General features: G+C 63.8%; 15 protein-coding genes and 1 tRNA gene. 7 read left to right on the plus strand and 9 right to left on the minus strand.

What is annotated here, in order from left to right:
- Positions 1-10: 10 nt before the first annotated feature.
- Positions 11-9,760, minus strand: coding sequence for a peroxidase family protein (locus tag AC07NY_RS03870; RefSeq protein ID WP_494581952.1), 9,750 nt, complete (start codon positions 9,758-9,760; stop codon positions 11-13).
- A 311-nt stretch (positions 9,761-10,071) separates the two neighbouring features.
- Here AC07NY_RS03870 and AC07NY_RS03875 point away from each other — a divergent pair, with 311 nt between their 5' ends.
- Positions 10,072-11,436: a sensor histidine kinase gene (locus tag AC07NY_RS03875; protein ID WP_494581954.1), complete on the plus strand. Its 1,365-nt coding sequence runs from the start codon at positions 10,072-10,074 to the stop codon at positions 11,434-11,436.
- Between the two features lie 24 nt (positions 11,437-11,460).
- Here the strand turns inward: AC07NY_RS03875 and AC07NY_RS03880 are convergent, their stop codons facing one another.
- Positions 11,461-12,138 (minus strand): response regulator, encoded by a 678-nt coding sequence (locus AC07NY_RS03880; protein ID WP_494581955.1) that lies wholly within the window; start codon positions 12,136-12,138, stop codon positions 11,461-11,463.
- A gap of 1,293 nt (positions 12,139-13,431) precedes the next feature.
- Here AC07NY_RS03880 and motA point away from each other — a divergent pair.
- Both motA and AC07NY_RS03890 read left to right on the plus strand, forming a co-directional pair.
- Entirely contained in the window at positions 13,432-14,295 is an 864-nt protein-coding gene (gene motA, locus AC07NY_RS03885; protein ID WP_494581956.1) for a flagellar motor stator protein MotA, read from the plus strand.
- Between the two features lie 21 nt (positions 14,296-14,316).
- On the plus strand, positions 14,317-15,189 hold the full coding sequence (locus tag AC07NY_RS03890) for a flagellar motor protein MotB (RefSeq protein WP_492285301.1): 873 nt from the start codon (positions 14,317-14,319) through the stop codon (positions 15,187-15,189).
- Between the two features lie 441 nt (positions 15,190-15,630).
- On the opposite strand, the gene AC07NY_RS03895 is transcribed toward AC07NY_RS03890, so the two are convergent.
- Positions 15,631-15,715 (minus strand) — tRNA-Leu (locus AC07NY_RS03895).
- A gap of 198 nt (positions 15,716-15,913) precedes the next feature.
- Here AC07NY_RS03895 and AC07NY_RS03900 point away from each other — a divergent pair.
- From AC07NY_RS03900 to AC07NY_RS03910, 3 genes are all read left to right on the plus strand, one after another.
- Positions 15,914-16,525 (plus strand): YqaA family protein, encoded by a 612-nt coding sequence (locus AC07NY_RS03900; protein WP_492285300.1) that lies wholly within the window; start codon positions 15,914-15,916, stop codon positions 16,523-16,525.
- A 7-nt stretch (positions 16,526-16,532) separates the two neighbouring features.
- A complete protein-coding gene (locus tag AC07NY_RS03905; RefSeq protein ID WP_494581959.1) occupies positions 16,533-17,081 on the plus strand; it encodes a disulfide bond formation protein B in 549 nt (182 codons plus the stop codon).
- A 244-nt stretch (positions 17,082-17,325) separates the two neighbouring features.
- Positions 17,326-18,180 (plus strand): DNA-binding protein, encoded by an 855-nt coding sequence (locus AC07NY_RS03910; RefSeq protein WP_494581960.1) that lies wholly within the window; start codon positions 17,326-17,328, stop codon positions 18,178-18,180.
- Between the two features lie 106 nt (positions 18,181-18,286).
- Here AC07NY_RS03910 and AC07NY_RS03915 read toward each other — a convergent pair whose 3' ends face one another.
- From AC07NY_RS03915 to AC07NY_RS03930, 4 genes are all read right to left on the minus strand, one after another.
- Complete coding sequence (locus AC07NY_RS03915) at positions 18,287-18,532, minus strand: hypothetical protein (RefSeq protein ID WP_494581962.1); 246 nt, start codon at positions 18,530-18,532, stop codon at positions 18,287-18,289.
- A gap of 185 nt (positions 18,533-18,717) precedes the next feature.
- Positions 18,718-19,728, minus strand: a complete 1,011-nt coding sequence (locus AC07NY_RS03920) for an aldo/keto reductase (protein ID WP_494581964.1) — start codon at positions 19,726-19,728, stop codon at positions 18,718-18,720.
- A gap of 39 nt (positions 19,729-19,767) precedes the next feature.
- Entirely contained in the window at positions 19,768-20,064 is a 297-nt protein-coding gene (locus tag AC07NY_RS03925; protein ID WP_494581965.1) for a putative quinol monooxygenase, read from the minus strand.
- Between the two features lie 74 nt (positions 20,065-20,138).
- On the minus strand, positions 20,139-20,936 hold the full coding sequence (locus AC07NY_RS03930) for a type 1 glutamine amidotransferase domain-containing protein (RefSeq protein WP_494581967.1): 798 nt from the start codon (positions 20,934-20,936) through the stop codon (positions 20,139-20,141).
- 114 nt (positions 20,937-21,050) lie between these two features.
- Between AC07NY_RS03930 and AC07NY_RS03935 the strand changes: the two genes are divergently transcribed.
- Positions 21,051-21,962, plus strand: coding sequence for a LysR family transcriptional regulator (locus tag AC07NY_RS03935; RefSeq protein WP_494581969.1), 912 nt, complete (start codon positions 21,051-21,053; stop codon positions 21,960-21,962).
- A gap of 37 nt (positions 21,963-21,999) precedes the next feature.
- Here the strand turns inward: AC07NY_RS03935 and AC07NY_RS03940 are convergent, their stop codons facing one another.
- Positions 22,000-23,715 carry a TniQ family protein gene (locus AC07NY_RS03940; RefSeq protein ID WP_494581971.1) on the minus strand — a complete coding sequence of 572 codons (1,716 nt, stop codon included), beginning with the start codon at positions 23,713-23,715 and terminating at the stop codon, positions 22,000-22,002.
- Positions 23,712-24,764, minus strand: coding sequence for a TniB family NTP-binding protein (locus tag AC07NY_RS03945; protein WP_494581973.1), 1,053 nt, complete (start codon positions 24,762-24,764; stop codon positions 23,712-23,714). The genes AC07NY_RS03940 and AC07NY_RS03945 overlap by 4 nt, the downstream gene beginning before the upstream one ends.
- Between the last annotated feature and the right edge of the window lies 1 nt (position 24,765).

Here is a 24,765-nt window from a genome sequence, read left to right on the forward strand (position 1 = left end):
GCCGGTTCGATCAGACGATGAAGCTGTTGGCCGTCAGGTTGTGACTGCCCTTCAGGTTGATCTGGAACTCGGCATCCGTCGCCGCATCGACGTTGCCCTTGACGATCGTGTACTCGCCATCGGTCCGGGTCTCGTAGGTGACCGTGAGCTGCGCCGTGGTGGTGAAGCTTCCGCCATTGGCCAGAGTGAAGCTCTGGTTGCCGGCCTGGCTTGCATCCGCGTCGATGGCGCTGAGGTCGAGGCGATCGCCCGGCTGGAAGTCGAGGATCGTGTCGCCATCCGCGCCCACCGTGCTGAGGAAGCGGAAGGTGTCGTTGCCGGTACCGCCCTCCATCACGTTCACCGCGTCGCTTGACGTGATCACGTCGCTGCCGGAGCCGGTCGCGACATTCTCGATGCTCCACAACGTGTCGCTGCCGCTCTGGCTGCTCGCCGCGCTGCCGCGCCCGCCGAGGCCGTTGCCGAGATCGACGGTGAGGTTTGCCGTGATCGCCGCGAAATCGAGCGTGTCGGTGCCGTTTCCGCCGTCGATCTCGTCGCCAAAGTAGGTGTCGTCACCGTCGCCAGTCGCCGCGATGATGCGGTCGTCGCCGCCGCCTGCAACCACCGTGTCGTTGCCGGCGCCGGCATCGATCAGGTCGTTGCCCGCTCCGCCGAAGATCCGGTCGTTGCCGGCCTCGCCGTAGAGCATGTCGACCCCGCCGCCGCCGAAGACCTGATCGTCGCCAGCTCCGGCGAAGACGACGTCGCGCCCGTCGCCGGCATCGATGAAGTCCGCTCCCTCGCCAGCCGAGATCGCGTCGGCACCGGCATCACCGATCAGGGTGTCGTCGCCGGCCAGGCCGATGAGGTTGTCGGCATTGGCCGTGCCGATCAGGACGTCTGCTGCGGCCGTGCCGGTGCGCAGAGCGCCGCCGGTCGATGGGTTCGGATTGGGCGCCGGCGTGCCGGGGCCGTCATCGTCCTCGTCATCATCGTCGCAGCCGCAGGACGGATCATCATCGTCCTCATCGTCATCGTCATCTTCATCGTCGTCGTCTTCGTCATCCTCATCGTCTTCGTCGTCGTCATCCTCGTCTTCGTCGTCATCGCCGGGATTGGTCGGCGTGTCGTCGTCGTCCTCATCGTCCTCGTCGTCATCCTCGCCGCCATTGCCGGCGTCATCCTCGTCATCCACCTCGAAGATATGCTCGGCCAGATCGGTCAGGCCGGTATTGCGGGCGACGATGTCGGAGAACTCCTGGCCGTCGATGAAGGCGTCGTAGAAGTCGAAGGCCTCGAGACGATCCTTGTAGTAGAAGCGATCGGCTTCCTGCAGGCGGTCGAACTGCTCGTGCAGGACGACCCAGAAGGTCTGGCCGACGATGCCGCCATTGACGTGCTGCTCGGCGAGGCCGCCCAGCCAGAAGTCGACCCGGTCGATGCCCTTCACGGTGTTGCCGTTGACGAGCTGGATGTCCGGGTTGGCGGCGACGAAGGCTGCGAGCTTCGCCGGCGTGTCGAGCACGAGGTCGGGATAGGCCTGCTTGAACTGCGCGATGACCGCGTTGCTCAGGCCGTTGCGCTGCTGGAAGTCTTCCCAGGACTGGTAGGCCGACATGTTGCCGGCGAACCCGACCGCTTCCCGAACATAGGAGTTCGTCGAGGTCGCGAGGTCGTTGCGGATCTGGTTCAGCGTTCCCAGGCCGACATCGCGGCCGCGGGCCAGGTTGAAGGAGAACAGATCCGCCTGGATGCGGACGAGGTCGTTGCGGACCGCGTCGACGATGTTGAAGTCGACATCCTCGGCCGGCTGCCCCGCAACCCCCTGCAGGATCGCGCCGACGCCATATTGCGCGTAGCCGGGCTGCGGCACGTAGCCGGGAGGCAGCGGGTTCGGGAAGGCAGAGGCGGCGTTGGTCGGGTTCAGGAAGGCGTCGACGAGGCTGACCTGCTTGGGCTGCCCGTTGGCGTCCATCACCGTCAGGGTCTGGCCGATCAGCGAGTGGCCGAAGCGGAAGGCCGCCGCGGCGAACTCGTGGCTGACGCCGGCATCGGCGTCGGCATTGTAGCCGTCATGGCCGTGGTCGCCGCCGCCGCCGTCGCGGGACCGCAATCCGCCGAGCAGGGTGTCGGCGTATTCGTTGAACACGACACGCTGGTATTCGGCTTCGTTGATGATCTTGGCCGCGTCGAAGAGCTCCTGCTCCGTGCCCTCGAACCCGGCGGCCTCGAGCTGTTCGGCGTGGAAATTGTGGTTCCGCGCCCAGATCGTGTGCATCGAGGTCAGCGCGAAGTTCTCATTGGTACGACCATCGCCGGCGACATAGTGGTCGAGCAGGCTGATGAAGGGATTGCTGTCGAGCAGCAGGGCCTGACCCGAACCCATGAAGTTGGACGACACCGACTGGATCATGGCCGGGTTGATGGCGCCGCCGCCATCGACAAGTCCGACGAAATAGTCGCGGAAAGCGATCTGGCCGCCGGGCAGGGACGGGTCGTGGAAGACCGTGTTGTTGACCCAATGATGCTGGATCGCCTCGCGCAGCGTCGGCAGCAGGCTGAAGGTCGGGTTCGACGGGTCGGGCGCTCCCTTCAGCAGATGCGAGGTCAGGCCGCCATTGCCATCGCCTTCGCGCAGGAACTGCGTGACGAGGTTGTGCGAGCCATAGGCCTGGTTCTGGTCGACATAGGCCGAGGTCTTGTTGAGGTGCTGCGGCACGCCGCCCTCGGTGGCGTAGACCTCGCCACGGGTCAGGTCGGCCGGATTGCCCTGGCCGGGGTGGCCGGTGCCGGGCGCGCCGATCTGAATCGTGCCGTTGGCGGCGCTCTTCGGCAGGAAGTCGAGGCCGTGATCGACATATTGGCCGAACGCCATGAAGAAGATGTTGGCGTCGTTGCCGGCATGCGGCAGGCCTGCCTCTTGCGCCCCCAGGATGTTCGAGATGGCCCGGGGATCGAGCCCGTCATAGATCGGGTTGAGGCCACGATTGCCGATCGCCGCGTCGGCCGCGCCGTAGCGCGCATCGGTGAGCCGGATGAAGGGCGTGTCGGCCTGTCCGGAGGACGGGTTGTCCTCGTTGTTGCCGTGTCCGGAGACCTCGCGCGGTCCAAGCGCGCCTTCGGCATCGTCGTCGTCGGGGAAGGGCAATTGGCCATTGACCAGCCTCTCGAGGCCCTCGAGATCGCGCGGGGTGATCTCGAAGGCGCCGCGCGGCGGGTCCGCTTCCTCGCGGATCACCGGCGTCCCGCTCGATAGGTAGGTGATCGAGTGCGTACCGTTGGACAGCGTCGTGGTGCCGTTCGGGTTCACCGTCGAGACGTAGTTGGCAAGGCCGGTGCCGGCTGGGACCTCGATCACGTCCTGTGGCCGCAGGGTGCCGACGATCGTGTCGTTGCCGCCGTTGGAGCGGAAGACGATGCGGTGGGCCGAGGTCAGCGCCGAGATGTTGACGGTGTCGTCGCCCACGGCGCCGTTGATGGTGATGGTACTGAAGTTCAGGCTGGTGCTGGTGAAGTTGCCGAACACCGCGACGGTGTCGTTCCCGGCCGGCCCCTGGTTCGGGCCGCCGCCGTCGTTGGCGGAGACATTCAACGTGTTGACGGTGATCTCCTCGATGTTGTCGAGCTCGGCCACCACCGTGGTCGTCGCGCCGACGGTGCGGGTGATCACGATCTCCGTCGTCGCGGCGAAGGTCGTCCCGAGCGTGGTGGCAAGGTTGGCGTTCTGCCCGGCGGTCAGCGCGTAAATGCTGAAGGTCTCCGCCGCGGCGACGCCGTTCAGGATGTAGGTGTCGGTGCCCGTGCCGCCGTCGACGCGGTCACGCCCGTCGATGCTGAGCTGGGTGATCTGGTCATTGCCCGCGCGGCCGTTGATGATGTCGTTGCCGCCGTTCCCGTTCATGGTGTCGTTGGAGAGAAGCGCGGCGTTGGCGCCGTTGGCGATATCGTCGCCGGCTGTGCCGTTGAAGTTCAGTCCGATCAGGGGCGTGCCGGTGAAATTGTCTCCGACGACGCCGGTGGGGGCGGAGAACACCTCCTCCGGGTTGCCCTGGCCGTCGGTGAAGCTGACGCGGGCCCTGAGGACCGCGCCGACCTGGGCCTGGCCCGGGGTGAAGCTCTGCCCCGTGGCGCCGGCGATGGTGTTCCAGGTCACGCCGTCAGCTGCCAGGACCTGCCAGCCGAACGAGAAGGCCCCAAGGCCGTTCGCGTCCGCGATGCCGGCCGTGGAGATGCTGAGGGACAGGCCCTCGGTCGGCGACACGAGCCCGTTGGTCGGGGTCGGATCGACGACGATCGGGGCGCCGGTCGCCTGGATGTTGACCTGCACCGCCTCCACGTTCTTCAGCTCCGCGATGACGACGCCGCCGCGGACCACCACGGTCTGCGTGTCGTCGCGGAAGCTCAGGGCCGGGAACTGGGCGCGCGCCGCGGCGAGCCCCAGCTGCTGGACCGGAAGCGAGCCGTCGAGCACCCGGAAGATGTCGTTGCCGGCGCCGCCGTCGACGAAATCGCGCCCGTCGCCGGGACGCCAGGTGACGGTGTCGTTCCCGCCCGCGGCGAAGACGAGGTCGTTCTCCGCCCCGCCCGCGAGCGTCTCGCCCGCCGCGGTGCCGACCACGATGTCAACGGCGGCCGTGCCGGCCGCACCAATGGCGTAGACGTCGGTCTCGCCGACCTGGAGCAGCTCGACCTCCGTCAAGGTGTCGCGTCCGTCGCCCTCCACGCCCAGGTTGTCGGTGACCGTGATGACGGCGCCGGTGCGCTCGAAGGTGTAGGCCTCGACCGGTCCGGAGACGACGGCCGTGTCGGTGCCGCCATCACCATCAAGGGTGTCGTTGCCGTGGCTGCCGGAGAGCTCATCGTCGCCGGCCCCGCCCTGGAGCCTGTTGTCGCCCGTCCTGCCGATCAGGATGTCGTCGCCGTCGTTGCCGATCAGGATGTCGTCGCCACCGCCGCCGTCGATCCGGTCGTTTCCGTCGCCGCCGTCAATGGTGTCGACGCCGGCATCGCCCTCGATGTCGTCGTCGCCGTCCAGGCCGAGGATCACGTTCGATGCCGTCGATCCGGGCATGTCGTCGTCCCCGGCCGTGCCGATGAAGGCCGTCTCGACGGACAGCGTGCGCTGGGTCGGTGGGATGTTCGGGAGCGTGCTGGTCCAGGTCGCGACGGCTCGGATCTCGACATTCGGGTTCGACGGGGTAAAGCGGTCGCCCGCCGGGCCACCGGGTGCGTTGGCCACGGTCCCGTCCGCCCCGACCACGTTCCGCCACGTGCCGTTGGCGTCGAGGACTTGCCACTGCACCGTGACCGGGCGCCCGGCGACGAGGCCAGTGAACACGGCGTCGAACCTGCCGATGTCGCCGTTGGTGGCCACGATGTTCAGGCGCTCGAAGGGCTGGTCGAGGACCAGCGCGACATCGACCGTCCCGTCCGCGAAGCGCAGCTTCTCGATGTTCCTGAGCGTGTCGCTGCCGTCGGAAACGAGGGTGAGGCTGGTGCCCGCGTCGAAGCGGCTATGGATGACGGTGACCGTTCCATCGGCTCCCCGCACGATATCGTACTCGGCGATGTTGCTGCCGAAGACCGCGGTGTCGACATCCACGCCAGCGGTAGCGGAATCCTCATAATCGAGGATCTCCCGCACGATGTTGAGCTGGACCGGCTTGATGGCGCCGCTCACCATCAGCTCGCTGAGCGCCTTGCCATGCCACTGGCCGTAGAACGGGTGCGTTGTCGGCAGGTCGAGGGTCTGCGTCAGGCTGTCGACGGTGGCGAGCTGGTTTCCGGCCGTATCCTTGATGCTGATGCGGACGTTGAGCCAGGCGTCGCCGTCGATGACATCGTCACCGCCGCGGCCCTCGATGGTGTCGCTGCCCTTGCCGCCGAGCAGGATGTTGCCGCCGACGAAAGCAAGCTTCTGGTCGCCGGAGCCATCAGCCATGTAGTTGACCTGCCGGAGAAGATCGGTTGTGACGATCTTGTCGAGGTCCGTGATGCGCGCGATGCCGGCTTGGTCGAGCTCGTGGCCGACCATCGTGTTCTCGGCTCCCGCGAGCGGTGGGCCGTCTGGAGCCGCTTCGGCATCCGCGTCGCCGCGGTTGTCGCCCCAGAGACGGTCGTCCTTGTTCCAGCCCGAGAGCGCTTCGACCGCGTCGAAGCGATCGCGCAGGATGTCCTGCTGGTCGGTGGTGAAGATCGGGACGAGGAGGTCGGAATCCGCGGCCTGCGTGTTGCCCTTGTGGATCGCCCAGTCGAAGCCGAGCATGCCCTCGCTGCGCATCACGCTTTCGCCCTGGACCATGATGTCGTCGCCGGATTCGGCGTCGAAATCATTCTCGTCGGTGCCGGCGAACATCACGTCGTGACCGATGATGGTCGAGTTGAAGAACAGCTCGGAGTTGTCGCCGGCTGTCGTGTCGAAGCCGCCGCCGCCCTCGATCCAGTCGCTGCCCTCGTTGCCGAGCAGGAAGTCGCCGCCCTCGCCGCCGAGGATGAAGTCATCGCCGAGCCCGCCGAAGGCTTCCTTGCCGTCCGGTCCGGTGATCAGGACGTCCTTGCCCTCGTTGCCGAAGACCAGCGCCAGGCCGCTGCCGGCGTGGATGACATCGTCACCCGCCTCGCCATGCAGCATGTCGACTTCACCGATGTCGGTGCCGCTATTGGTGATGATATCGTCGCCGGCGCCGCCATGGATCTTGTCGACGCCGTAGCCGGCCTCGATCCGGTCATTGCCTTCGCGGCCCCAGACGGAGTCGTCGCCGCCGCCGGCGACGATGATGTCATCGCCCGTCGTGCCCTGGATCAGGAGATGGTCGGCGGTGTTGACGCGCACGGAGCGCGCGACCTGTCCGATGCCGAGGCTGCCGACTGCGAGCACAGCGTTGCCGGCGGCGTCCTTGGCGAAGGTGCCGTCCGGGTTGCGCTGGTATTCGATCAGGTTGCCGTTGGCGTCGCGGCGCTCGACGAAGGCCGAGAGCGCCTGGAGGAACGGGTCCTCGTGGACAGCCTCGGGCACCGCGAACTTCACCTGGTCGCGCGCATCCATATAGATGACGTGGTCGGGAACCGAGAAGATGTCACCGGGCAGGGCGTAGCCCGTCGCGCCGAGATCGGTGTTGTTCAGCACCATCTTGGCGAAGGAGTTGTTCTCGAGTTCGTTGAGGAAGTTCAGGCCCTGGACGCGCGACAGATAGTAGAAGCGGTCGCCGTTCTGCAGGTTCTCGAGCTGCAGCTCGAACACGAAGGAGAAGGTCGAGCCGAGCATGCCGCCGAAGGGCATCTTCTTCTCGGCCAGGCCACCGACCCAGAGATCGACGTCGTTCAGGCCGCCGAGCTTCGCGGCGTACTGCCCGCGGCCGTTCAGGAAGTCCTGCCGGTCAGCCTCGTTCAGCGACGCGTCGCCGAAGACGAGCTTCATCGCCGCGTCGCGCTTTGCGTCGGATGTCGTCGCGCTCGTGATCGTCTGGTGCGTGCCATAGGCCGCGACGAAGTTCACGATCGAGGCCGGGTTCTTCAGGTTGAGGGCGAAGTCGGTCCAGCTCGTATAGGGGTCGAGCTGGCTGTCGCCATTGGCTATCGTCTTGAACTGCGCGCGTGCCTCGTTCAGCGAGGGGATGCCGGTATCGCGGCCGCGGGCGATGTTGATCGCGGCAAGGTCGAGCGGGATGCCGACGAGCTGGTTGCGCAGGACATGCGTGACGAATTCATCGATCTCGTTGCCGACCTGGCTGGTCATGCCGCGCACGATCGCGCCGGCAGCCTGGTCATGGTCGAGCACGATCTGCTGACCGTTCGCGCCGAGGATCGGGGTTCCGTTCGCGTCGCGCTGCACGCCGCCGAAGGCGAGCGGGTTGAGGAATGCGTCGAACAGGGCGAGGTCGCCCGTCGTGCCGTCGGCATAGGTCTGGGCGACATCCTCGCGCAGCATCGAATGGCCGAAGCGATAGATGACATGCGCGAACTCGGCGAAGATGGCCGGGTTGATGTCGGTCGAGGGATTGAAGACGAAGGCGTCGATATCCGGCTGGACCTTGCGGGCGAACTCCTCGAAGACGAGGTGCTGGTACTGCATCTCGGTCGTGAAGCGGGCGGCCTGGAACAGGCGCTCGCCGTCCCATTGCAAGGCGGCGATCGCGGCCGGATTCGCCGGAAGCGCGGTCGCGTCGACGCGCAGCCACTCGTTCAGGAAGGCGAGGTCGTTCGCCTCGAGCGCCCTCTGCTTGATCTGCTCGACCATGTGGTTGTGTTCCGAGTGGAACACGTGGTGCACCGCCGAGAGACCGATATTCTCGTTGCCGCGCCCGTCGCCGGTGACGTAGTGCGCATCGAGCAGTTCGTCGTCATAGGTGAGGGCCACGCCGGCCGCGTTGGGTATGATCGGATTGCCGGCGACGTTGTCTCCGTCAGGCTGCTGCATCACGGAATTGGGCGTGCCGGGATTCCGGTCGGGATCGACGAGGCCCTTGAAGACGGCGTTGTGGGCGATGTCGTCGATGAAGGCGTGGCCGGTGCGCAGCGCTCCGGTCGTGGGAACGAGCAAGAGGGGATTGCCCTCGACGAGGACATCGTCGCCGCCACCGAAGGCGTCGTCATCACCTAGGTCCATCACGATCTGCGGGAAGCCGTTGGGGCCGCGCAGGAACTCGCCATACTCGTCCATGGCAAAGAGCGGGATATTGCCGACATCGGCATCGGTCAGGTCGAAGCCGAGCAGTTTCGCCTGATCCTTGACGTCCTTCCAGGTCGCGAGCCCGCTCTCGCCGGAGAGCAGTTTGCCGGTCGCGAGCGGCACGCCCGTCGAGAAATCATACTCGCGCATGAACAGCTGCTTCGACGCCGTCGAGCTGTAGGTCTGGTTCTGGTCGACGAAGGGCGTCGTCAGGTTGTCGGCGCCGGGTGTGGTGCGCGTCAGCACCATGAAGTTGGTCTGGGGCGAGGCCGGGTTGTAGAGCGCGTCGTCCGGGCTCAAGGGGATGTAGATCGTACCGCCCTGCTTGGCGACCAGATCGAGGCCGTGGTCGAAGAACTGGCCGAACAGCGTGAACCAGGAATTGAAGGGCGCCGACAGGCCTTCGTCCGGCGCGACGTTCGGCAGAATGATGGTGTGGGTCGTTTCCTCCATCTCGATGCCGTAGTCGGCAGCGAGATCCAGAATCCCTGGCATGGCAGCGGCGGCGGCCGCCTCGGCGGCGTCGGCCGCCGCATCGAGCGTGGCATTGTTGGGCGCCGCGTTGGCCGCGGCCCGCGCGGCCGCGGCGTCCTTGACCGGCTGGTAGGCGGTGTTGATCGCGGTCAGCGCCTGGCTCAGCGCGTTGCCGCTCAGGCCGGCATGCGCGAGGGCGGCGTAGACGGCTGCGGGATTGCCGAGGGTCTGGTCGACGATCAGGTTCGAGATCAGCCGCGGATCGGCGTCGACGACGGAACCGGAGGAACCATAGTTCGTGTTGGTGAGGAGCGGGCCATTCTGGCCGAGAGGAATGCTGTCACCGTCGAGGTCGTTGCGATAGGATGGGTCGGTCAGGTGGGCGAAGGGATTGTCGGCCGCGCCCCATTGGTCGCGGCCCTCGACCATGTTGTTGTAGCTGCCATCGACCGTCCGTAGGCCATAGGGGGCGAGGGGGTGGCTAATCGCCAGCACTGCACCCGGCGTACCCTGCGCGACGACATCGCCGGCCGCGTTGACATAGATCTGGTCGAGCGCCGTTCCGCCGGAATGCGCCTCGGCGATCTTGATCTGGCGCAGGATGAATTCGAGATCGTGCCTGACGATATTGACCATAGCCGTGATCCTCAAAAGCGACGCGCAAAAATCCGGCCGCGGAAATCATTTCCCGCAGCGATGTCGTGAAGACAATCGACGAAAGATACTGTATTGATGCCTTTCAAGAGGCATCGAGCCTTGCGTAATCAGTACGTAATGACGGCGGCGGTTCCCCGATTTAACCACTCGTTAATCATCAGAGTGCCTGAGCCATGCCAAGCGCGGTAGATGGAAAGGTCGAGGAAGAATCAGCGGCAAAAGACAGGGCTGCTGCATCGACCTTGGGCTGGTTCGGATACGGACCAAGGTCGGTACTCTTTCTGGACGGCTTGCGGGCGCGCTGGGCTGCGCAAAGCCTGGAGCGCCGCTTCACCATCGCCGCCTCGCTCGTCGTCGGGTTGTCGATGCTCACCCTGGGATACTGGGTCGAGCGCCGCATCCGCATGGGCTGGGAGCAGGGCATGGCCGAGATCGGCGCCCACTATCTCCAGGCCCTCCTGGCTCCGCATGTCCTTGAACTCGAACATGCCGACACATTGTCGGAAGACAGCAAGGACAGGATCAAGGCGCAGATCACCGACAGCCGCCTCGGCCAGCGCGTCACGATGATCAAGATCTGGAGCAGGACAGGGAAGCTGATCTACAGCACCGGCAAGACCAAGGAGGGCGCGCAGCTTCAGCCGTCGCGGCTCGACCAGCTGTCGAGGGGGCAGGTCGTCGTCTCCCCGCATGGCGACAGCCATGGTGACGGGGAGCCCGGCCAGCACTCGCTGGAAACCTACGCCCCCATCTACAAGCCGGGCACGAGCAGGATCCTCGGCTTCGGCGAATTCTACGAAGTCAGCCTGTCGCTCGACCGCGAGATCCAGCAGCTGCGCTATGCGACCTGGTTCCTGATCCTCAATGTCGCGATCATCATCGGCTTCCTGCTTTACCTGACGATCCGCCGTGCCAGCCGCATCATCAGTTCGCAGCAGACGCAGCTGGAGGCCAATCTCGCGCGCGCATCGGCTCTGGCGAGACGCAACAACATGCTGCGCCGCGCGGCCGATCGGGCCCGGCTCGATGCCGCCGTCTCGAATGAGATCTACCTCGCCCGCATCGGCGCGGACCTGCATGACGGCCCCATCCAGATGCTGAGCCTGCTGATGCTGCGGCTTCCCGACGAACCGGCGGAACTCCGAGGCCAGCTGGAGCGGCTGATCCAGCAGACATTGGCCGAGCTGCGCAATCTCTCGGCCGGGCTGGTTCTGCCTGAGATCCGGGACCTCTCACCATCCGACACGATCGAGGCCGCGATCAAGCGGCATGAGCAGCAGACCGGAACGGGCGTTGCACGCAGCCTCGGCGACTTGCCGGACCAGATGCCCGAAGCGATCCGCTTCTGCGCGTTTCGCGTCGTCCAGGAGGCGCTGATGAACGCCTACAAGCATGCGCGGGGCCGTGGCCAGCATGTCGCGACCCGCTTTGCCGCCGAGACGCTGGAGATCATGGTTTCGGACGACGGCCCGGGAGGCGAGGCAGCACCGCCGGACGTGCCGCAGCAGCGGCCGCGCCTCGGCCTGCGGGGGCTTGAGACCCGCGTGAAGGCCTTGCGCGGCAGCCTGACGATCACGCAGCAACCCCAGGGTGGCTTGCTGCTCACGGTGTTGCTGCCCGTGCGCCGGCGCTCCCTGCGGACGAAGGTGGAGTGAGCCGCACCTGTGGCGGCGCCTGTTTCAGCGGCCGGCGGAGGAAAAGTCGGCCGGCTTCAGTTTCTGTGCCGCGATGACGACCTCAAGCCGGTTGCGTGCGTGGAGCTTGGTCATCAGGTTGGTCATGTAGCTTTTGACCGTCTTCTCGCTGAGATCGAGGCTACGTGCGATCTCGCGGTTCTGCTTGCCGCAGAGCAGCAGGCGAACGATCTGTTCCTCGCGGACGCTCAGCTTCGTGCTGATGACCGCCTGCTTCTCCGCCGCCTTGTTGTTCAGGGCGCCGATCACCTTCGCCGCGAAGGATGGCGTGATGTAGACTTCGCCGCGCAGCGCGGCATCGACCGCATCGATCAGCTCGCCGGCACTGCTTCCCTTCAGCACATAGCCGGCTGCCCCGGCCCCGAGCGCCTTGACGGCATGCTCGGTCTCGGTCGAGGCGGTGAAGACCACCACGCGGCAGGCTGGTGCGATGTCACGCAGTTCGGCGATCGCGGCGAAGACATCGCCGGGCATGTTCAGATCGACGATCACGACGTCGCACATCCGCCTGCCGAGAATACCGACGACATCCGCGGCACTGACGCCGGTCTCTACGACAATATAGTTTTCGCGCCGCGCCAGAACGGCCGCTATGCCTTCCGCCAGAAGCGGATGGTCATCGACGATCGCGATGGAGATGCGGGAGCCCCTACTATCCTGCATGCTCCAATTCTCGCTCAGTTTAGAACCGCAGTAAAGGCTTCGATTAACGTACGGTTAATCCTCCGAAATTTGCCTTCCACTGCGTCAGCCGGAAAGCCGGCGGCGTGTTCATGCTCTTTCCGCGATGTCGATTTTGCCGTCACCGCGCTGTCAATGCGGGGTTCTCACGTCCCGATTGGGCATATGGCCGACATCGGAAGCGAAACAGAGATGAAAATCGGTACGGTGTCGCCCGGCACGCGGTCCAAGTTACGCTCAGCGCCGTCGCGGAAAATTGATTGCCGAAAGCCTGACGGCTTTGGTCTTGCTTCCTGCTTGCACTCGATGCAGGGACGGCCTGAAGCTCGTCCTTGTTCCGCCTCATCTAAGGGGCGTCGGCACCGGTGCCCGTTGCAAGAAAGCGTTCCACCGCGCTTGCGCTCAGTGGCTGCTCGGGGTCCTCTTTCCAAAGATCTAGAATGATTGCTGCCAGGCGGCCTCTCGCCAATTTCTGCGATTGGCTACCGATCGTGTGCACACTGTTCACCGCGATCCACGCTGCGTCGAACGCGCTCGCGAGCTTTGCGAGTTCATGTGGTTCCGCAACAATCGACCGAAAAGGCATCTTGGTTTCTCTCGCGGATCAATCGACCGAACAGGCCTTCAATCTCGGCAGGGTTTCCAGGTTTCGATCAGTGTCGGTCGGCGGCCAAGCGCTGCTCGTCTGAGCTCGTCAGGCCGAGGTGTCATCAGCTGACCAACCCTCCATCCGATCCATGCAGCCAACCCCATTCCCAAGGTTACGAACGCGAGTAGGTGTGGTGTTTGCACTGCAAGGCTCCGGCATAGGCTTCGTTCTGGATCAAACGCCTCGGACCGCTGCAGGTTCGGCCGGGCTTGATTGCTACGGCGTCCCTTCGGAGGACAATCTGCGCCTGACGCTCACGCGCGCGCAAAGACTGGACGGCAACCGTGTTGAATCCCGTCGCGCGGGCAGTCGTCCTTCTGGCTGGCGTCGTGCTGCTTCTCCGTTTGCGCAAGAACGTGGCGTCGCCCGAGGCGATGCTCCGACATCTTGGTTAGCCTCAGGCGGCTCGCGACTGAGGCTGCAGCCCAACGTGCTTGGCGAGAGCCGCGGGATCGAACGACACCGGCTCGGTTGCCGTCCCAAGCCTCTAGCCGTGGCCGAAGGACGACGCTTACGAACCCGCGGGCCAAGGGCCATAAACTCGCCCTTAACCTCGATCGTTCATTTCCTCGGAGAGTAGTGGCTTCGCGCGGGCTGTAGCTGCTGCGGTGCGAGGGTGGCAAACCATGCGGCTGATCGTCGGCGCAATCATCGTTTTCGTCTGCGTCTTCGGCAGCTACGCGGCTATGGGCGGCCATCTCGAGGTCCTTTGGCAGCCGTTCGAGTTCGTCATCATCCTCGGCGCAGCGATCGGTGCCTTCATCATCGGCAACCCCGCGCCGGTGCTCAAGGCCGTGCCCGGCATGCTCGGCACGATCGTGAAGGGCCCCAAGTACAAGCAGGAATGCTATGTCGAACTGCTGGGGATGCAGTATTCGTTGTACAAGCTCGTGAAGCAGAAGGGCATGCTCGCGGTCGAGCAGCACATTGAGAATCCCAGCGAGTCGACGCTGTTCAACGCCTTCCCGACTTTTGCGGCGAACCACCATGCGGTCGAGTTCGTCTGCGACTACATGCGCATGTTGACGCTGGGCGCCAACAACGTCCACGAGATCGACGCTCTCATGGACGAGGAACTGGAAACGCACCACCAGGAGCAGGAGCGTATCGTTTCGGCCATGCAGTCGATCGCCGACGGAACACCGGCGCTCGGCATCGTCGCCGCCGTGCTCGGCGTGATCAAGACGATGGGGGCGATCAAAGAGCCGCCGGAGGTGCTGGGACATCTGATCGGTGGCGCGCTCGTCGGCACCTTCTTCGGCGTCTTCGTCGCCTACGGCTTCTTCGCGCCGATGGCGGCCTCGCTCAAGAGCACCTTCGAGGCGGAAGCCAAATACTTCCTGTCACTCAAGGCGGGTCTCCTCGCCCATATCAGCGGCCAGCCGCCGGTGATGTCGGTCGAATTTGCCCGCAAGGCTCTGATGAGCGACGTCCGCCCGACCTTCGCCGAAGTGGAAGCGGCAACCGCCGCTCTGCCCGCCAACATCTGACCTGATCTCCCGTAGGACTCGATGGCCAAGTCGACCCAGCCGATTATCATCAAGAAGGTCAAGAAGGCCGCTCACGCGCATCACGGCGGGGCCTGGAAGATCGCCTATGCGGATTTCGTGACCGCCATGATGGCGTTCTTTCTGCTGATGTGGCTGATCAGCATGACAACGCAGGAGCAGAAGGAAGGCTTGGCGGAATACTTCGCGCCGGCGGCCCTGAGTCCGACAAACAGCGGTGCTGGCGGCATCCTGATGGGCAGCGCCCTGGACAAGTCAGGCAACAGGTCGTCAGTGCCCCGAGACATGGCGAAGGGCACGACCGGGCAGGAGGACAAAGTGCGGCCGACCAGCGCGGGCGGCGCCAGCGACCGCGAGGTCAGCCGCAGGGCCGCCAGCGTGCAGGCCAACTACAGCGCCATAGCCAGCATCCGGCAGGCACTCCAGAACATGCCCGAGATTGCCGACCTGTCGCGCAACATCGTTATCGAGCAGACCAAGGATGGATTGAACGTCTCCCTCGTGGACGATAACGGCCGCTCCATGTTCCCCGAAGGCTCGGTCCAGCCCTACGAGCGCACCCGCCTCGTGCTGGAGGCGATTGCGCCCACCCTGCGCCGGATGCCCAACCAAATGTCTGTCAGCGGGCACACGGCCGCCGCGCGCCCCGGCTCGGTGCAGACCGTCGAGTCCTGGGGCCTCACCGCCGGGCGGGCGCTCGCCGTGCGCGAGATCCTGTCGGGTGCCGGGCTCCCCAACGACCGCTTCACCTCCGTGGTGGGGCGCTCCGACACCGAGCCGCTCTTCCTCGACAATCCCTACATCCCGCCGAACCGGCGGGTGACGATCACGCTGCTCAACGCGGAGCCGCCGCTGCCCCCGGGCGTCTTTCCCTGACGACAAGGCGCCTCAGATGAGAGCGGCCAAATGCGAATCGCACACGGAACACCGCTGCTCACCGTGAAAAGCACAGAGGTCATCACGCTGAGAAAATGAGGCGCTGGCCCATCCACCTAGCGCCGCGTTCATCGCGTTCCCGCTCAGCGTTGCGGATCGACGGAAACACCGCCAGCGGGGCCGCAGGATCGGCCTAGGCCCTAAGCTTCATAACGGCCAGGTTGATACGCCGCTGATGGTGGCGCGGACACGGCGGGCGCTTTCCGCTCGGCCGGTCGCCTCGATGTATCTGCGGCGCTCGCTCGACACCATACCGTCGGGTTGATGAGCTGTAGTGAGCCGAGTGCGATGGCTTGAGACGGTGTTCGCTAGCTAAGCGCTTGAAAAGACGCGGCTTTGAGTTGGCCGGAGAGCGCTTGAGATGCCGTGGATAAAGGCTAATGGTGCCCCTGGCCGGGATCGAACCAGCACTCCTTGCGGAACTCGATTTTGAGTCGAGCGCGTCTACCAATTCCGCCACAGGGGCCCTTTGCAGGCGGGCGGACTATAGCGATCGGCCCATGCCGGTCAATCGTTGCTTCCGCCAATCCAGCGGGTTTTCACAAGGAGGCTGCAAGGCCTTTCGCCGCCGAAAACGAAGAGCGGGCGAGATGGCTCGAAAACACGCCTTCCCGATGCATGGAAGCCGTTGCGTCACCGGTTGGCCCATGCTCTAGAGCGCGCCATGCTCAAGCGCCTCTACGAATGGACGATGTCCCTTGCCGCCCGGCCGCGGGCGGAGCTCTGGCTGGCGGTGGTCGCCTTCGTCGAGAGTTCCTTCTTCCTGATTCCGGCCGATGTGCTGTTCGTGCCGATGGCGCTGGCCCGGCCGCAGCGGGCCTACCGATTGGCCTTCGTGGCGACGCTGTTCTCGGTGCTCGGCGGCATCGCCGGTTATGCGATCGGCTACTACGCCTTCGAGGCGCTGGCGAAGCCGGTCCTGGCCTTCTACGGCAAGCTCGGCGCCTTCGAGACGCTCAAGGCCTGCGCCGGGCCGGATACCACGCTGATCCTGCTGACGACCTCCGGCCTTGCCCATCTGCCGCCGATCAAGGTGGTGACGATCCTGGCCGGCGCCGTCCATATCGGGCTGACCTTCTTCGTCATCTCCTGCGTGCTGGCGCGCGGGGCGCGCTTCTTCGCGCTCGCTTTCCTGCTACGGCGCTATGGCGACACGATCCGCCATTTCATCGAACGTCGCCTGAAAGTGATCGCGGTGGTCGGCGCTGCCTTGCTGATCCTGCTTTATTTCGGCCTCAAGCTCGTCGCAGGGTCTGGCCAGCTTTTCTCCTGCTGAGCCCGCCATGACCGCCTCCCTTGCCGCTGCCCCCGTTTCGCGCCGCCTGCCGAATTCGCGGCAGTTGATCGCTCTCATCGGTGTGGTCAGCCTGGCGCTGATCGCCGGGGCGTGGTTCTTCGAACTCGTCCTGCACCTGCGCCCCTGCAAGCTCTGCCTCGAGCAGCGCGCGCCGCATTATGCCGCGATCGGGCTCGCATTCGTCGGGCTGATGCTGGCGCGCTCAGCCCGGCTGCAGTGGTTCGTCCTGCTGGGCTTGGCCGGGCTGATGGCCTGGAGCACCGGGCTCGGCGTCTACCATGCCGGCGTCGAATGGGGCTGGTTCATGGGGCCGAACGATTGCGGCGGAGCGGCTTCGGCGGCGAGCGGCATGCAGGATTTCATGAAGCAGTTGCAGACGACGCGGATCGTCGCCTGTTCGGAAGCCGCGTGGCGCTTCCTCGGACTGTCGCTGGCCGGCTGGAATGCGCTGGCCTCGGCTGGGCTCTTCCTGCTTGCCGTGCTCGGTCTGCTGCGCGGAAAAGCTGTTCCGCACCCCATAAGTGAGCAGCGCTGAGCGTCTAAGTCATTGATATTTGGTCGCTACTTACTCTCATAACATTGTCGCGTTGCACCCCAAAAAAGCGAAACTTGCAGAGGTTTGCACCCCATAAGGCGTAAGTTCTGAATCTGCTCGGATCGAGCGCTGGAATTCGACGAAAATGGGATGCTAATCGCGACGAGGTCCGACGCCGGCGCCACGGCCGATCAATCCTGCCTTCACATTTTGATGGCATCGATTGGGAGAGTTGGAGGTGCCTATGCCTACGAGAGAAGACGTTTTCCGCGTTGCCGATGAGATGCGTGCGGAAGCGATCAGGATTTCCATTCGAACGGTGCAGAAGAAGCTGCTGAATGGTGGGTCCTACCGATCCATCGGCGAGCACCTGGCCGATTGGAAGGTCGACCGCTGCTATCAGCCAGTCTTGGAGGCCATCCAAATTCCGGAGGCCTTGCAACGCCAGTTGGCGGCGTTGGGAAAGACGCTGTGGGACGAGGCAGTGAAGGAAGCTGCACGGCAATTTGCGTCTGAACGCCACCGTATCGACGGGATCAGGTCAGAAAACGAACGAATGCGTGATGAAGGCCTGATTATTGCCGACCTCGCGGAGGCACGCATTCGTGACGCGGAACAGCGGGCGGAGGAGTTAGCCTGCGAGTTGGCTGTTGCACGCGCAAAAATTGAGGACCTGACTCGTCGAGATGAAAGTTCCGGCGCCGTCCTTCTAAAGCTGGAGTTGACCAATCGCGAAGCTGCGCCTGATGTCCGCGAGGCGCCCAACGATCCGGCAGTAGGTCAGGGTGTTGAGCCCGAGAAACTCGATGCCGCCGCAAGGCGCAGAGGTGCAAACGAGTTCTGGGATCGCGTGATGATAGAAGTGCAGTCGCTGATGCTGCGCCTGTCGCCGGAAAGGAAGGAGGCTTTTCGCCCGGCCGAGCTTCTGGTTTATCTCCCGAAGGAGTTGCTTGATGAGGCACGGACGCGCCGGGAAAACCTGAGCGCGAGTGTTCTCTCCAGCCGGATGGCTACGAGAGCCAAGCACAAGCGGTTCTTCGTGAAGGAGCCGGATCGGGCGGCCTTCACGCTTTTAGAAGGGTATCAGCACGCTGGGTAGCGGGTAATAGGTAGCACTTCGAGTTGCCTGTTACCTCAGGCCGACGTCTCTCGGCGGGGCTCGAACGACCTTAGCGCGTGGTGCGGCTCTCTCCATTGCAGCCGGCCTACCGGGGATCTGTTGATATCCAACCGTGATGGCGGCTGGAGAGGAGCCGTACGAAAGCCCGGGGAATCTCAATGTAGCCGATTGCTTCCTGGCGGATATCGAATTCGGCGATAGCCTCGGTCAGCTTCTCGAACTCCCGCTCGCTGTCTGAGCTCGGCGAGGATGAGATGAGCTGCGCAGCTCGTAGAACAGCAGCCTTTCTCTGTTGGTAAGACGAAATCGTCACGGCGTCGGCGTTCGGCATGACAACACCTCATCGCTACGCAACCCCATGCAGCTAGGCTAACATCTGGCTCCAAGAATACGAGTCGCTTGTCCTAGCGCTCCCCGAATCAGGACCGCGAGCCTCGATGAAGACCCCTCACGCTGGGTTCGGAGGTTCACCCGGATAGCGCCTCTCGGCGATAGGCGCTATCCGGGATCAAGTAGTTAGGATTTTGGGAGTGGCGCTCTGGGATCAACCAAATCTGCAGCTAGCAGCTCCTGCCAGAAATCCGCCGGCACGACCTCTTCGAGGGCCGCGCGATCTTCGGCGATGCGGCTCGGCTGGCTGGCGCCGGGGATTACCGCTGCGACGGCCGGATTGGCCAGCGAGAACTGCAGGCCCGCGGCCTTCATGCTGACGCCATAACGATCGGCGATGGCCTTGATCCGCGCTACCTTGTCACGGATCGCGGGCGTGATCGGCGCATATTCGAAGTTCGGCCCGCCAACCAACGCGCCCGAGCTGTAGGGCCCGCCGACGACGATGCCGAGCCCGCGCTCCGCCACCATCGGCAGGGCACGCTGGAGCGCATGGGCGTGGTCGAGCAGCGTGTAGCGGCCAGCGAGCAGGAAGCCGTCCGGACGCGGTTCGTCCAGCGCGAGCAGCAATTCGATCGGCTCGACGCGGTTGACACCCAGCCCCCAGGCCTTGATCACGCCCTCGTCGCGCAGCCGGTCGAGCGCCTTGAAGGCGCCCTTGCGCGCGCTTTCGAAGATCGACAACCACTCGTCACCATAGAAATCCTGCGCGACGTCATGGACGAAGGCGATCTCGATCCGATCCGTCTTCAGCCGCTTCAGGCTGTCCTCGATCGAGCGCAGCGTCGCATCGGCGGAATAGTCGTTCACGATCCGGTTGGGGCGGCCGTACTTAAAGACCTCTCCCTTCTCGCCTAGATCGCGGGCGCTGACGTCCTCGATCTCTTCGAGGATGACGCGACCGACCTTGGTCGAGATCACGTATTGGTCGCGCGGCTTGCCCGCCAGCGCCTCACCCATGCGGATCTCGGCGAGGCCGGCGCCGTAGAAGGGCGCGTTGTCGAAATAGCGGATGCCGTCCTTCCAGGCGGCCTCCACGGTCGCGCGGGCTTCCGGCTCGGGAATGTTGCGGAACATGTTGCCGAGAGGCGCGGCGCCAAACCCGAGCTTGCCTGGAAGGATGTCTTTCAGAGCCATGACGAACTCCTCTGGTGGATGTCGGGGTGATCAGGCCGCTCAGACGACCTCGACGGCGTCGAGCACGAAGGCGTTGCGATCCGCGAGATCGTTGATCCGCGACAGATAATTCACGAAATGCGATGTCTGGCGATGCGCCGTCACGGCAGCGTGACCGACATAAAGTTCGTCGAGCACGAAGCGGCTGCTGTCCGCCTGCTCCTGCCAGACGTCCCAGCGCAGATTGCCGGGTTCGGCTCTGCTCGGCGCGACCATGGCGAGGAGCAGGTCCTTCAATTGATCCGCCTTGCCGGGCTTCGCGACCAAGGTCGCCATGATCTTCACCGTATCCGACATCGGTTCGTCCTTTCTTGGCCCGCGGGCGTCCGGCGGCCGAGATGCCGCCAGGAGCCCGCCTGTCCTGCGCAGGCTCATGCCGCGACCGCGCGGTCGAGCGCCGCCACAAGGCGCGCTGCGAGCGGATGGTCGGAGCGCGGGTTCTGGCCGGTGATCAGCTCGCGATCCTCGACCACGTTCGGCTCGAAATCCACCGCGGTCGTGCTGACATCGCCGCCCGCCGCGCGCAGCGCCTCCGGCATGTTGAAGTACATCTTGGCATGCAGGATGTAGTCTTCGACCACCTTCTCCTCCGTCGCCGAGAAGACGGTCATGCGATAACCGGCATATTGCCAGCCCTTCGCCCATTCCACCGCCTTCTCCGGTACACCGGCGATCAGCGCGGCGCGGAATTCACGAGCATGGGGCATGGCCGAGACCACCGCGATCGGACCATGACAGAGCAGCGCGGTCGGCTTGGCCTGCTCGTGGAAATGGCGCAGGATCTCGCCCAATTCGGCGTCCTGCATCAGGTCGACCACCGGCGCCTGCCCGCCCGGCACGAAGACGCCGGCATAGGCGTCGAGCCCCTCGTCGAGCACGGAGCGCAGCGTCCTGACCGAGTTCATCGCAGGGTCTTCGGCGTAGAACGCCTTGGCGCGCTGATAGGCAACCTCGTCGTTCTCGAAATGCTGCGCAGAGTCCGATGCTTCGTCGATATGCGGCTTGCTGCCCTTCGGCGTTGCGAGAACGACCTCGTAGCCGGCGACGATAAGCGCCATCGCGGGTACCACGGTCTCGTTGAGATACTGGCCGGTCACGCCGGTGCCGCCGCCCTGGATCTCGATGCGGGTGGCGTTGGAACCGACGATGAGAACCTTGCCCTTGCTCATGATGATCTCCTGGATTGGGTTGGCGTCCTCTTGGACGCCCCGACCATGCTCGTTGAGCATATATTCCAGAAGTTTATTTCTATGATTTTAGATATTCATATGAAATTATAACTGATGCGCTATGACCTGAACCTGCTGCCGATCTTCGTCGTGCTCATGGAGGAGCGCAGCGTGACGCGGGCGGCTCAACGGCTCGGGATTACCCAACCAGCCCTGTCGAACGCGCTGACGCGGCTGCGCGCGGTCATGCGCGATCCGCTGTTCATTCGCGAGCGCTACGGCATCCAACCGACGGCTCTCGCGCTGGAGCTTGCGCCGGCCATCGCTGCCGCGCTGGCGACCGTCGACGACATCGTGGTCGGCCAGCAGGCATTCGATCCCGCGCGAGCCGAGCGGCTGATCACGATCGCACCGAACAGCTATGTCGAATTCGTGCTCGTGCCGGCCATCGTTGCGCGGCTGCGCGAGGTCGCGCCCGGCATCAGGTTGCGCCTGACGCCCTATGGCAGCGATGTCGCCGAGACCGGCGTCATCTCGGGCGACACCGCAATGGTGCTCGGCCGTATCGTTGATGCGCCCGACAATCTCGTCGTCCAGCATCTGATGGATGACGGCCTCGCCTGCGTCGTACGATCCGACCATCCCGAAATCTCAAGTACGATGTCGCGGGAGCAATATGAGAGCTTGAAGCACGTCAATATGCAGCCGCCTGGACGTCTGCGCGCCGGCCTATTCCAGGCTTTGGAGCGGCAGGGCTTGAAGCGGGAGGTCGCGGTCTCAGTCACGCATTTTCTGGCGATCCCCGAACTGCTCGCCGTGACCGACTATTGCAGCACCCTGCCGAAGCTGATCTGCCGCCACCTCGCGAGCGACCCGCGCCTGACGATTGTCCCGTCACCGGTCGATCTGGGGACATTCCCTGTCGAGATGGCTTGGCATGTCCGCTACCGCAACGACCCTGCCCATCGATGGCTCAGATCCTTGATAGCCGAGGTCGCGCGCGAGGTGGCATCACGCTGCGAATGAAATCCGTCGATCACTTATGCGGACGCCCTGGGGATTTCTAAGCCACCGACCGCCCCGCCTTCCTTTCGAGACCGAGTTCCAATTGCCGCATGTGCCGGAATTGAAACATGCCCTCTAAGAGGTAGTCTTCTCCTTCCTCGCGGAACTGGCGTTTGAAGCTTTTGACAGCCGCCCGTGTGATGACGAACTGTCCCAGACCATTTCCGTCCTCAATTCGACCCGCAAGCTCTGTGTGGCCGAGGATGATGCTCATGCACAGTCGTTCGAGGGGAGCAGCGTAGGTGCGCGCAGCCCGTTGTAGTGGAAGCGCTTCGTCCGGGCAGACTGTCAGAACAGGAGCATCCTTTCCAAGGAGTTCGAGAAACGCTTCGATGTGATCACGACGAAACGCATATTCATGGCGTTCACCGCCGCCTTTCACCACCGGGCTGAAAAAGCCGGATTTGATGAAACGGTGGACGGTCGAATGGCCGGCCCCAAGAATTTCCCGGACCTGGTCAAAGTTGCACTCTTCCTCCAGAACGCTTCTCAATTTGGAGACGAATTCGCCCTCCAGTCGGAAGGCCAAACCCTTTCTGACGAGATCCCGATCTTTGCCAAATTGCCGCAAAAGGCGTCGCAGCGTCGTTTTTCCCTGAGCGCATTCCTTGGCTGCTTGGTTTAGCGTCATGTAGTGCGAGCTGAAGCCAAGGTTTGATTTCGCCAGTCCTTGCCCAAGCGAGCTAAAATAGTTCCACGGCGTTTGCTCTAACAACGCGGCCAGCCCTGGCGAGAAGCTTTTCCCGCCTTTTCCGTTGAACCAATGGTAAAACCAGCCGAGCCTCTTATTGAGCGTCGGATTGGAATCCTTTGGATTTTCTACGAGGTACTGGTCGAAATCGGGGTCGCGATCACTCGGCCCATTATCGGACATTTGGCTGAAATGCCGCTGGAATGCCCTGATGTAGAGCTCGTAATCGGGGTCCCGATGACCCGGCCAAAACCCCTTCGCGAGCATGTTGAACCCCCAGGCTCGAATTTCCGCTACGGGTAGGTACAAGTTGGCGGCGGTTTTCCATGTCTTTGAGTAGCCGCCGAGCTCAAATGCTCCCACACGCTCGATAACGTCGACAACTTCATCCAACGGCAAGGCATCCAGGATCGGAACGCTCTGCTTTGGACACACGCCCAGACGCCCGAGAAGGTAGGCATTTGCCTCTATTAGATGTCTCTCGATGGCAGTCTCCCTATCAGGGATCGCCTCGACCTTCCGAGCTGTGATGCCTTGTTCCGTGCATTGCCGGCACATGCCGACGCTGCCGTCGTACCAACTCAGTTGATGGGCGCGTTCGCAATGACAGCGATCCTCCAGCCGCGTCCAATGTCGGGGGCAGAAGTCGATGAAACTGAGATCCCACCAGAACCGATGATACGGAGCTTCGGCAAGACAGCAGCGACAAACGCGACGCTTCTTGCGCAATAGGTCACGCCGCAGGCCGATGGTCTGGCCGCGGATGGAGACCTTTTCGCCGACTGCGAAGCTGAAAGAGTTGGCCGCCAGCTGCACCTCATCGCACCGGATCAGTTTCGCCATCTTGTCGATGTTATAGCCGCGCCTCAGGCTGGCCAGCGAAAACCCCATCGACCGAGCCATGTCGCCGGGAGGCTGACCGTTGATTTCGGCGATGCGAAGGAAGAGCCCATGAGCGGGCTCCTCCAGCTCCGGTTGCGCCCATCGAGGCACGCCGACGACAGCTTGATTGAACAAACTCATTTCGTGAAATCTGCGGCTGGAGCCTTTGGGCGGCGACGGCGGACGGGTTCTTCGTTCTGAGCTTCGAGCCGAGCTCGATGCAGGGGAAACGCCTCCGGTCGAAACTCTTTGACGAGGAAGGGATTCACATCGTCGTTGATCGTGCTGATGTTCTTGTAGGCCTCGCCCAGAACCTCGGTCGTCAAATGAGATAGGCCACGGTCGACCGCCAGCTCAGTGGCCGTTTGCGCGATATGCGTCATGCGACCGATGTAGCCGGATCCCGCGTGGTGCAGACGCAGCGCCAAACCCGGCTGATCCAAGCCCGAGGGCATGTCGAATGGCAACGCAGATTCCAGCGCTGCACAGAACTGCATGAATTCGCCGTCGGCGTTTTCGACGTTATCGCGGAATGGCCGGATTTCGTATTTCGCGGTACAGCGCCGGTCGAGCTGGTTGTTCGCAGCCAAGATTTCGAGCGAATGCGGCAACCCCAGGCAGACGATCTGCACTTTCGCTTGGATCAGGAGCATCTTCAGGAGGTCCGCCGCCTCGTACGCGGTCGTCCTCGTGTGCCGGTCGATGATGTGATGGGTTTCGTCGAAAATGATCAGCTTGACCTGCTGCGCCTTGAGATGACGCATGACCAGGGACATCAGCTCTGCAAAGTTGGCATTCCTGTTCGCTCGAACGCCGAGTGCGAGCAAGAGATCGAAAAACAGCGCGCGAAACATGATGCGTGGACCAACGAAAACCTTGAGCACCGGTCGGATGAACCCGGCTTCGGTTTCCTTAATCAGCCCCCATCGGCCTGTTGCATCAGCACTGGCCTCTGCAATGTATTCGGTGCCGAGGGCCCTGGCGGTTTCATACAAGAAATCGTCTGCGACGGTGGTTTTGCCCGCGCCAGAATCTCCCACGACGAAGGCACAAGTGCCTTCCTGGCGAGTGCCCCAGTTTGCATATGTTCGGCTGAGAATCTCGGTCGCTTCGTTGAAGGGCGTGGTCGCCACGAGAAGACCGCCAATCGACTTCAGCCGCTCCTCGCGGGAAAGCTCAGACTTCATCATA

The sequence above is a fragment of the Allobosea sp. GW821-FHT09G06 genome (assembly GCF_059416005.1).

Excerpts from the sequence above, each read along its gene's own strand:
- AC07NY_RS03910 (WP_494581960.1), top strand. The coding sequence starts at position 17,326 with ATGCCTACGAGAGAAGACGTTTTCCGCGTTGCCGATGAGATGCGTGCG.
- AC07NY_RS03920 (WP_494581964.1), bottom strand. The coding sequence starts at position 19,728 with ATGGCTCTGAAAGACATCCTTCCAGGCAAGCTCGGGTTTGGCGCCGCG.
- AC07NY_RS03905 (WP_494581959.1), top strand. The coding sequence starts at position 16,533 with ATGACCGCCTCCCTTGCCGCTGCCCCCGTTTCGCGCCGCCTGCCGAAT.
- AC07NY_RS03945 (WP_494581973.1), bottom strand. The coding sequence starts at position 24,764 with ATGATGAAGTCTGAGCTTTCCCGCGAGGAGCGGCTGAAGTCGATTGGC.
- AC07NY_RS03900 (WP_492285300.1), top strand. The coding sequence starts at position 15,914 with ATGCTCAAGCGCCTCTACGAATGGACGATGTCCCTTGCCGCCCGGCCG.
- AC07NY_RS03870 (WP_494581952.1), bottom strand. The coding sequence starts at position 9,760 with ATGGTCAATATCGTCAGGCACGATCTCGAATTCATCCTGCGCCAGATC.
- AC07NY_RS03915 (WP_494581962.1), bottom strand. The coding sequence starts at position 18,532 with ATGCCGAACGCCGACGCCGTGACGATTTCGTCTTACCAACAGAGAAAG.
- motA (WP_494581956.1), top strand. The coding sequence starts at position 13,432 with ATGCGGCTGATCGTCGGCGCAATCATCGTTTTCGTCTGCGTCTTCGGC.
- AC07NY_RS03925 (WP_494581965.1), bottom strand. The coding sequence starts at position 20,064 with ATGTCGGATACGGTGAAGATCATGGCGACCTTGGTCGCGAAGCCCGGC.
- AC07NY_RS03890 (WP_492285301.1), top strand. The coding sequence starts at position 14,317 with ATGGCCAAGTCGACCCAGCCGATTATCATCAAGAAGGTCAAGAAGGCC.
- AC07NY_RS03935 (WP_494581969.1), top strand. The coding sequence starts at position 21,051 with ATGCGCTATGACCTGAACCTGCTGCCGATCTTCGTCGTGCTCATGGAG.
- AC07NY_RS03880 (WP_494581955.1), bottom strand. The coding sequence starts at position 12,138 with ATGCAGGATAGTAGGGGCTCCCGCATCTCCATCGCGATCGTCGATGAC.
- AC07NY_RS03940 (WP_494581971.1), bottom strand. The coding sequence starts at position 23,715 with ATGAGTTTGTTCAATCAAGCTGTCGTCGGCGTGCCTCGATGGGCGCAA.
- AC07NY_RS03930 (WP_494581967.1), bottom strand. The coding sequence starts at position 20,936 with ATGAGCAAGGGCAAGGTTCTCATCGTCGGTTCCAACGCCACCCGCATC.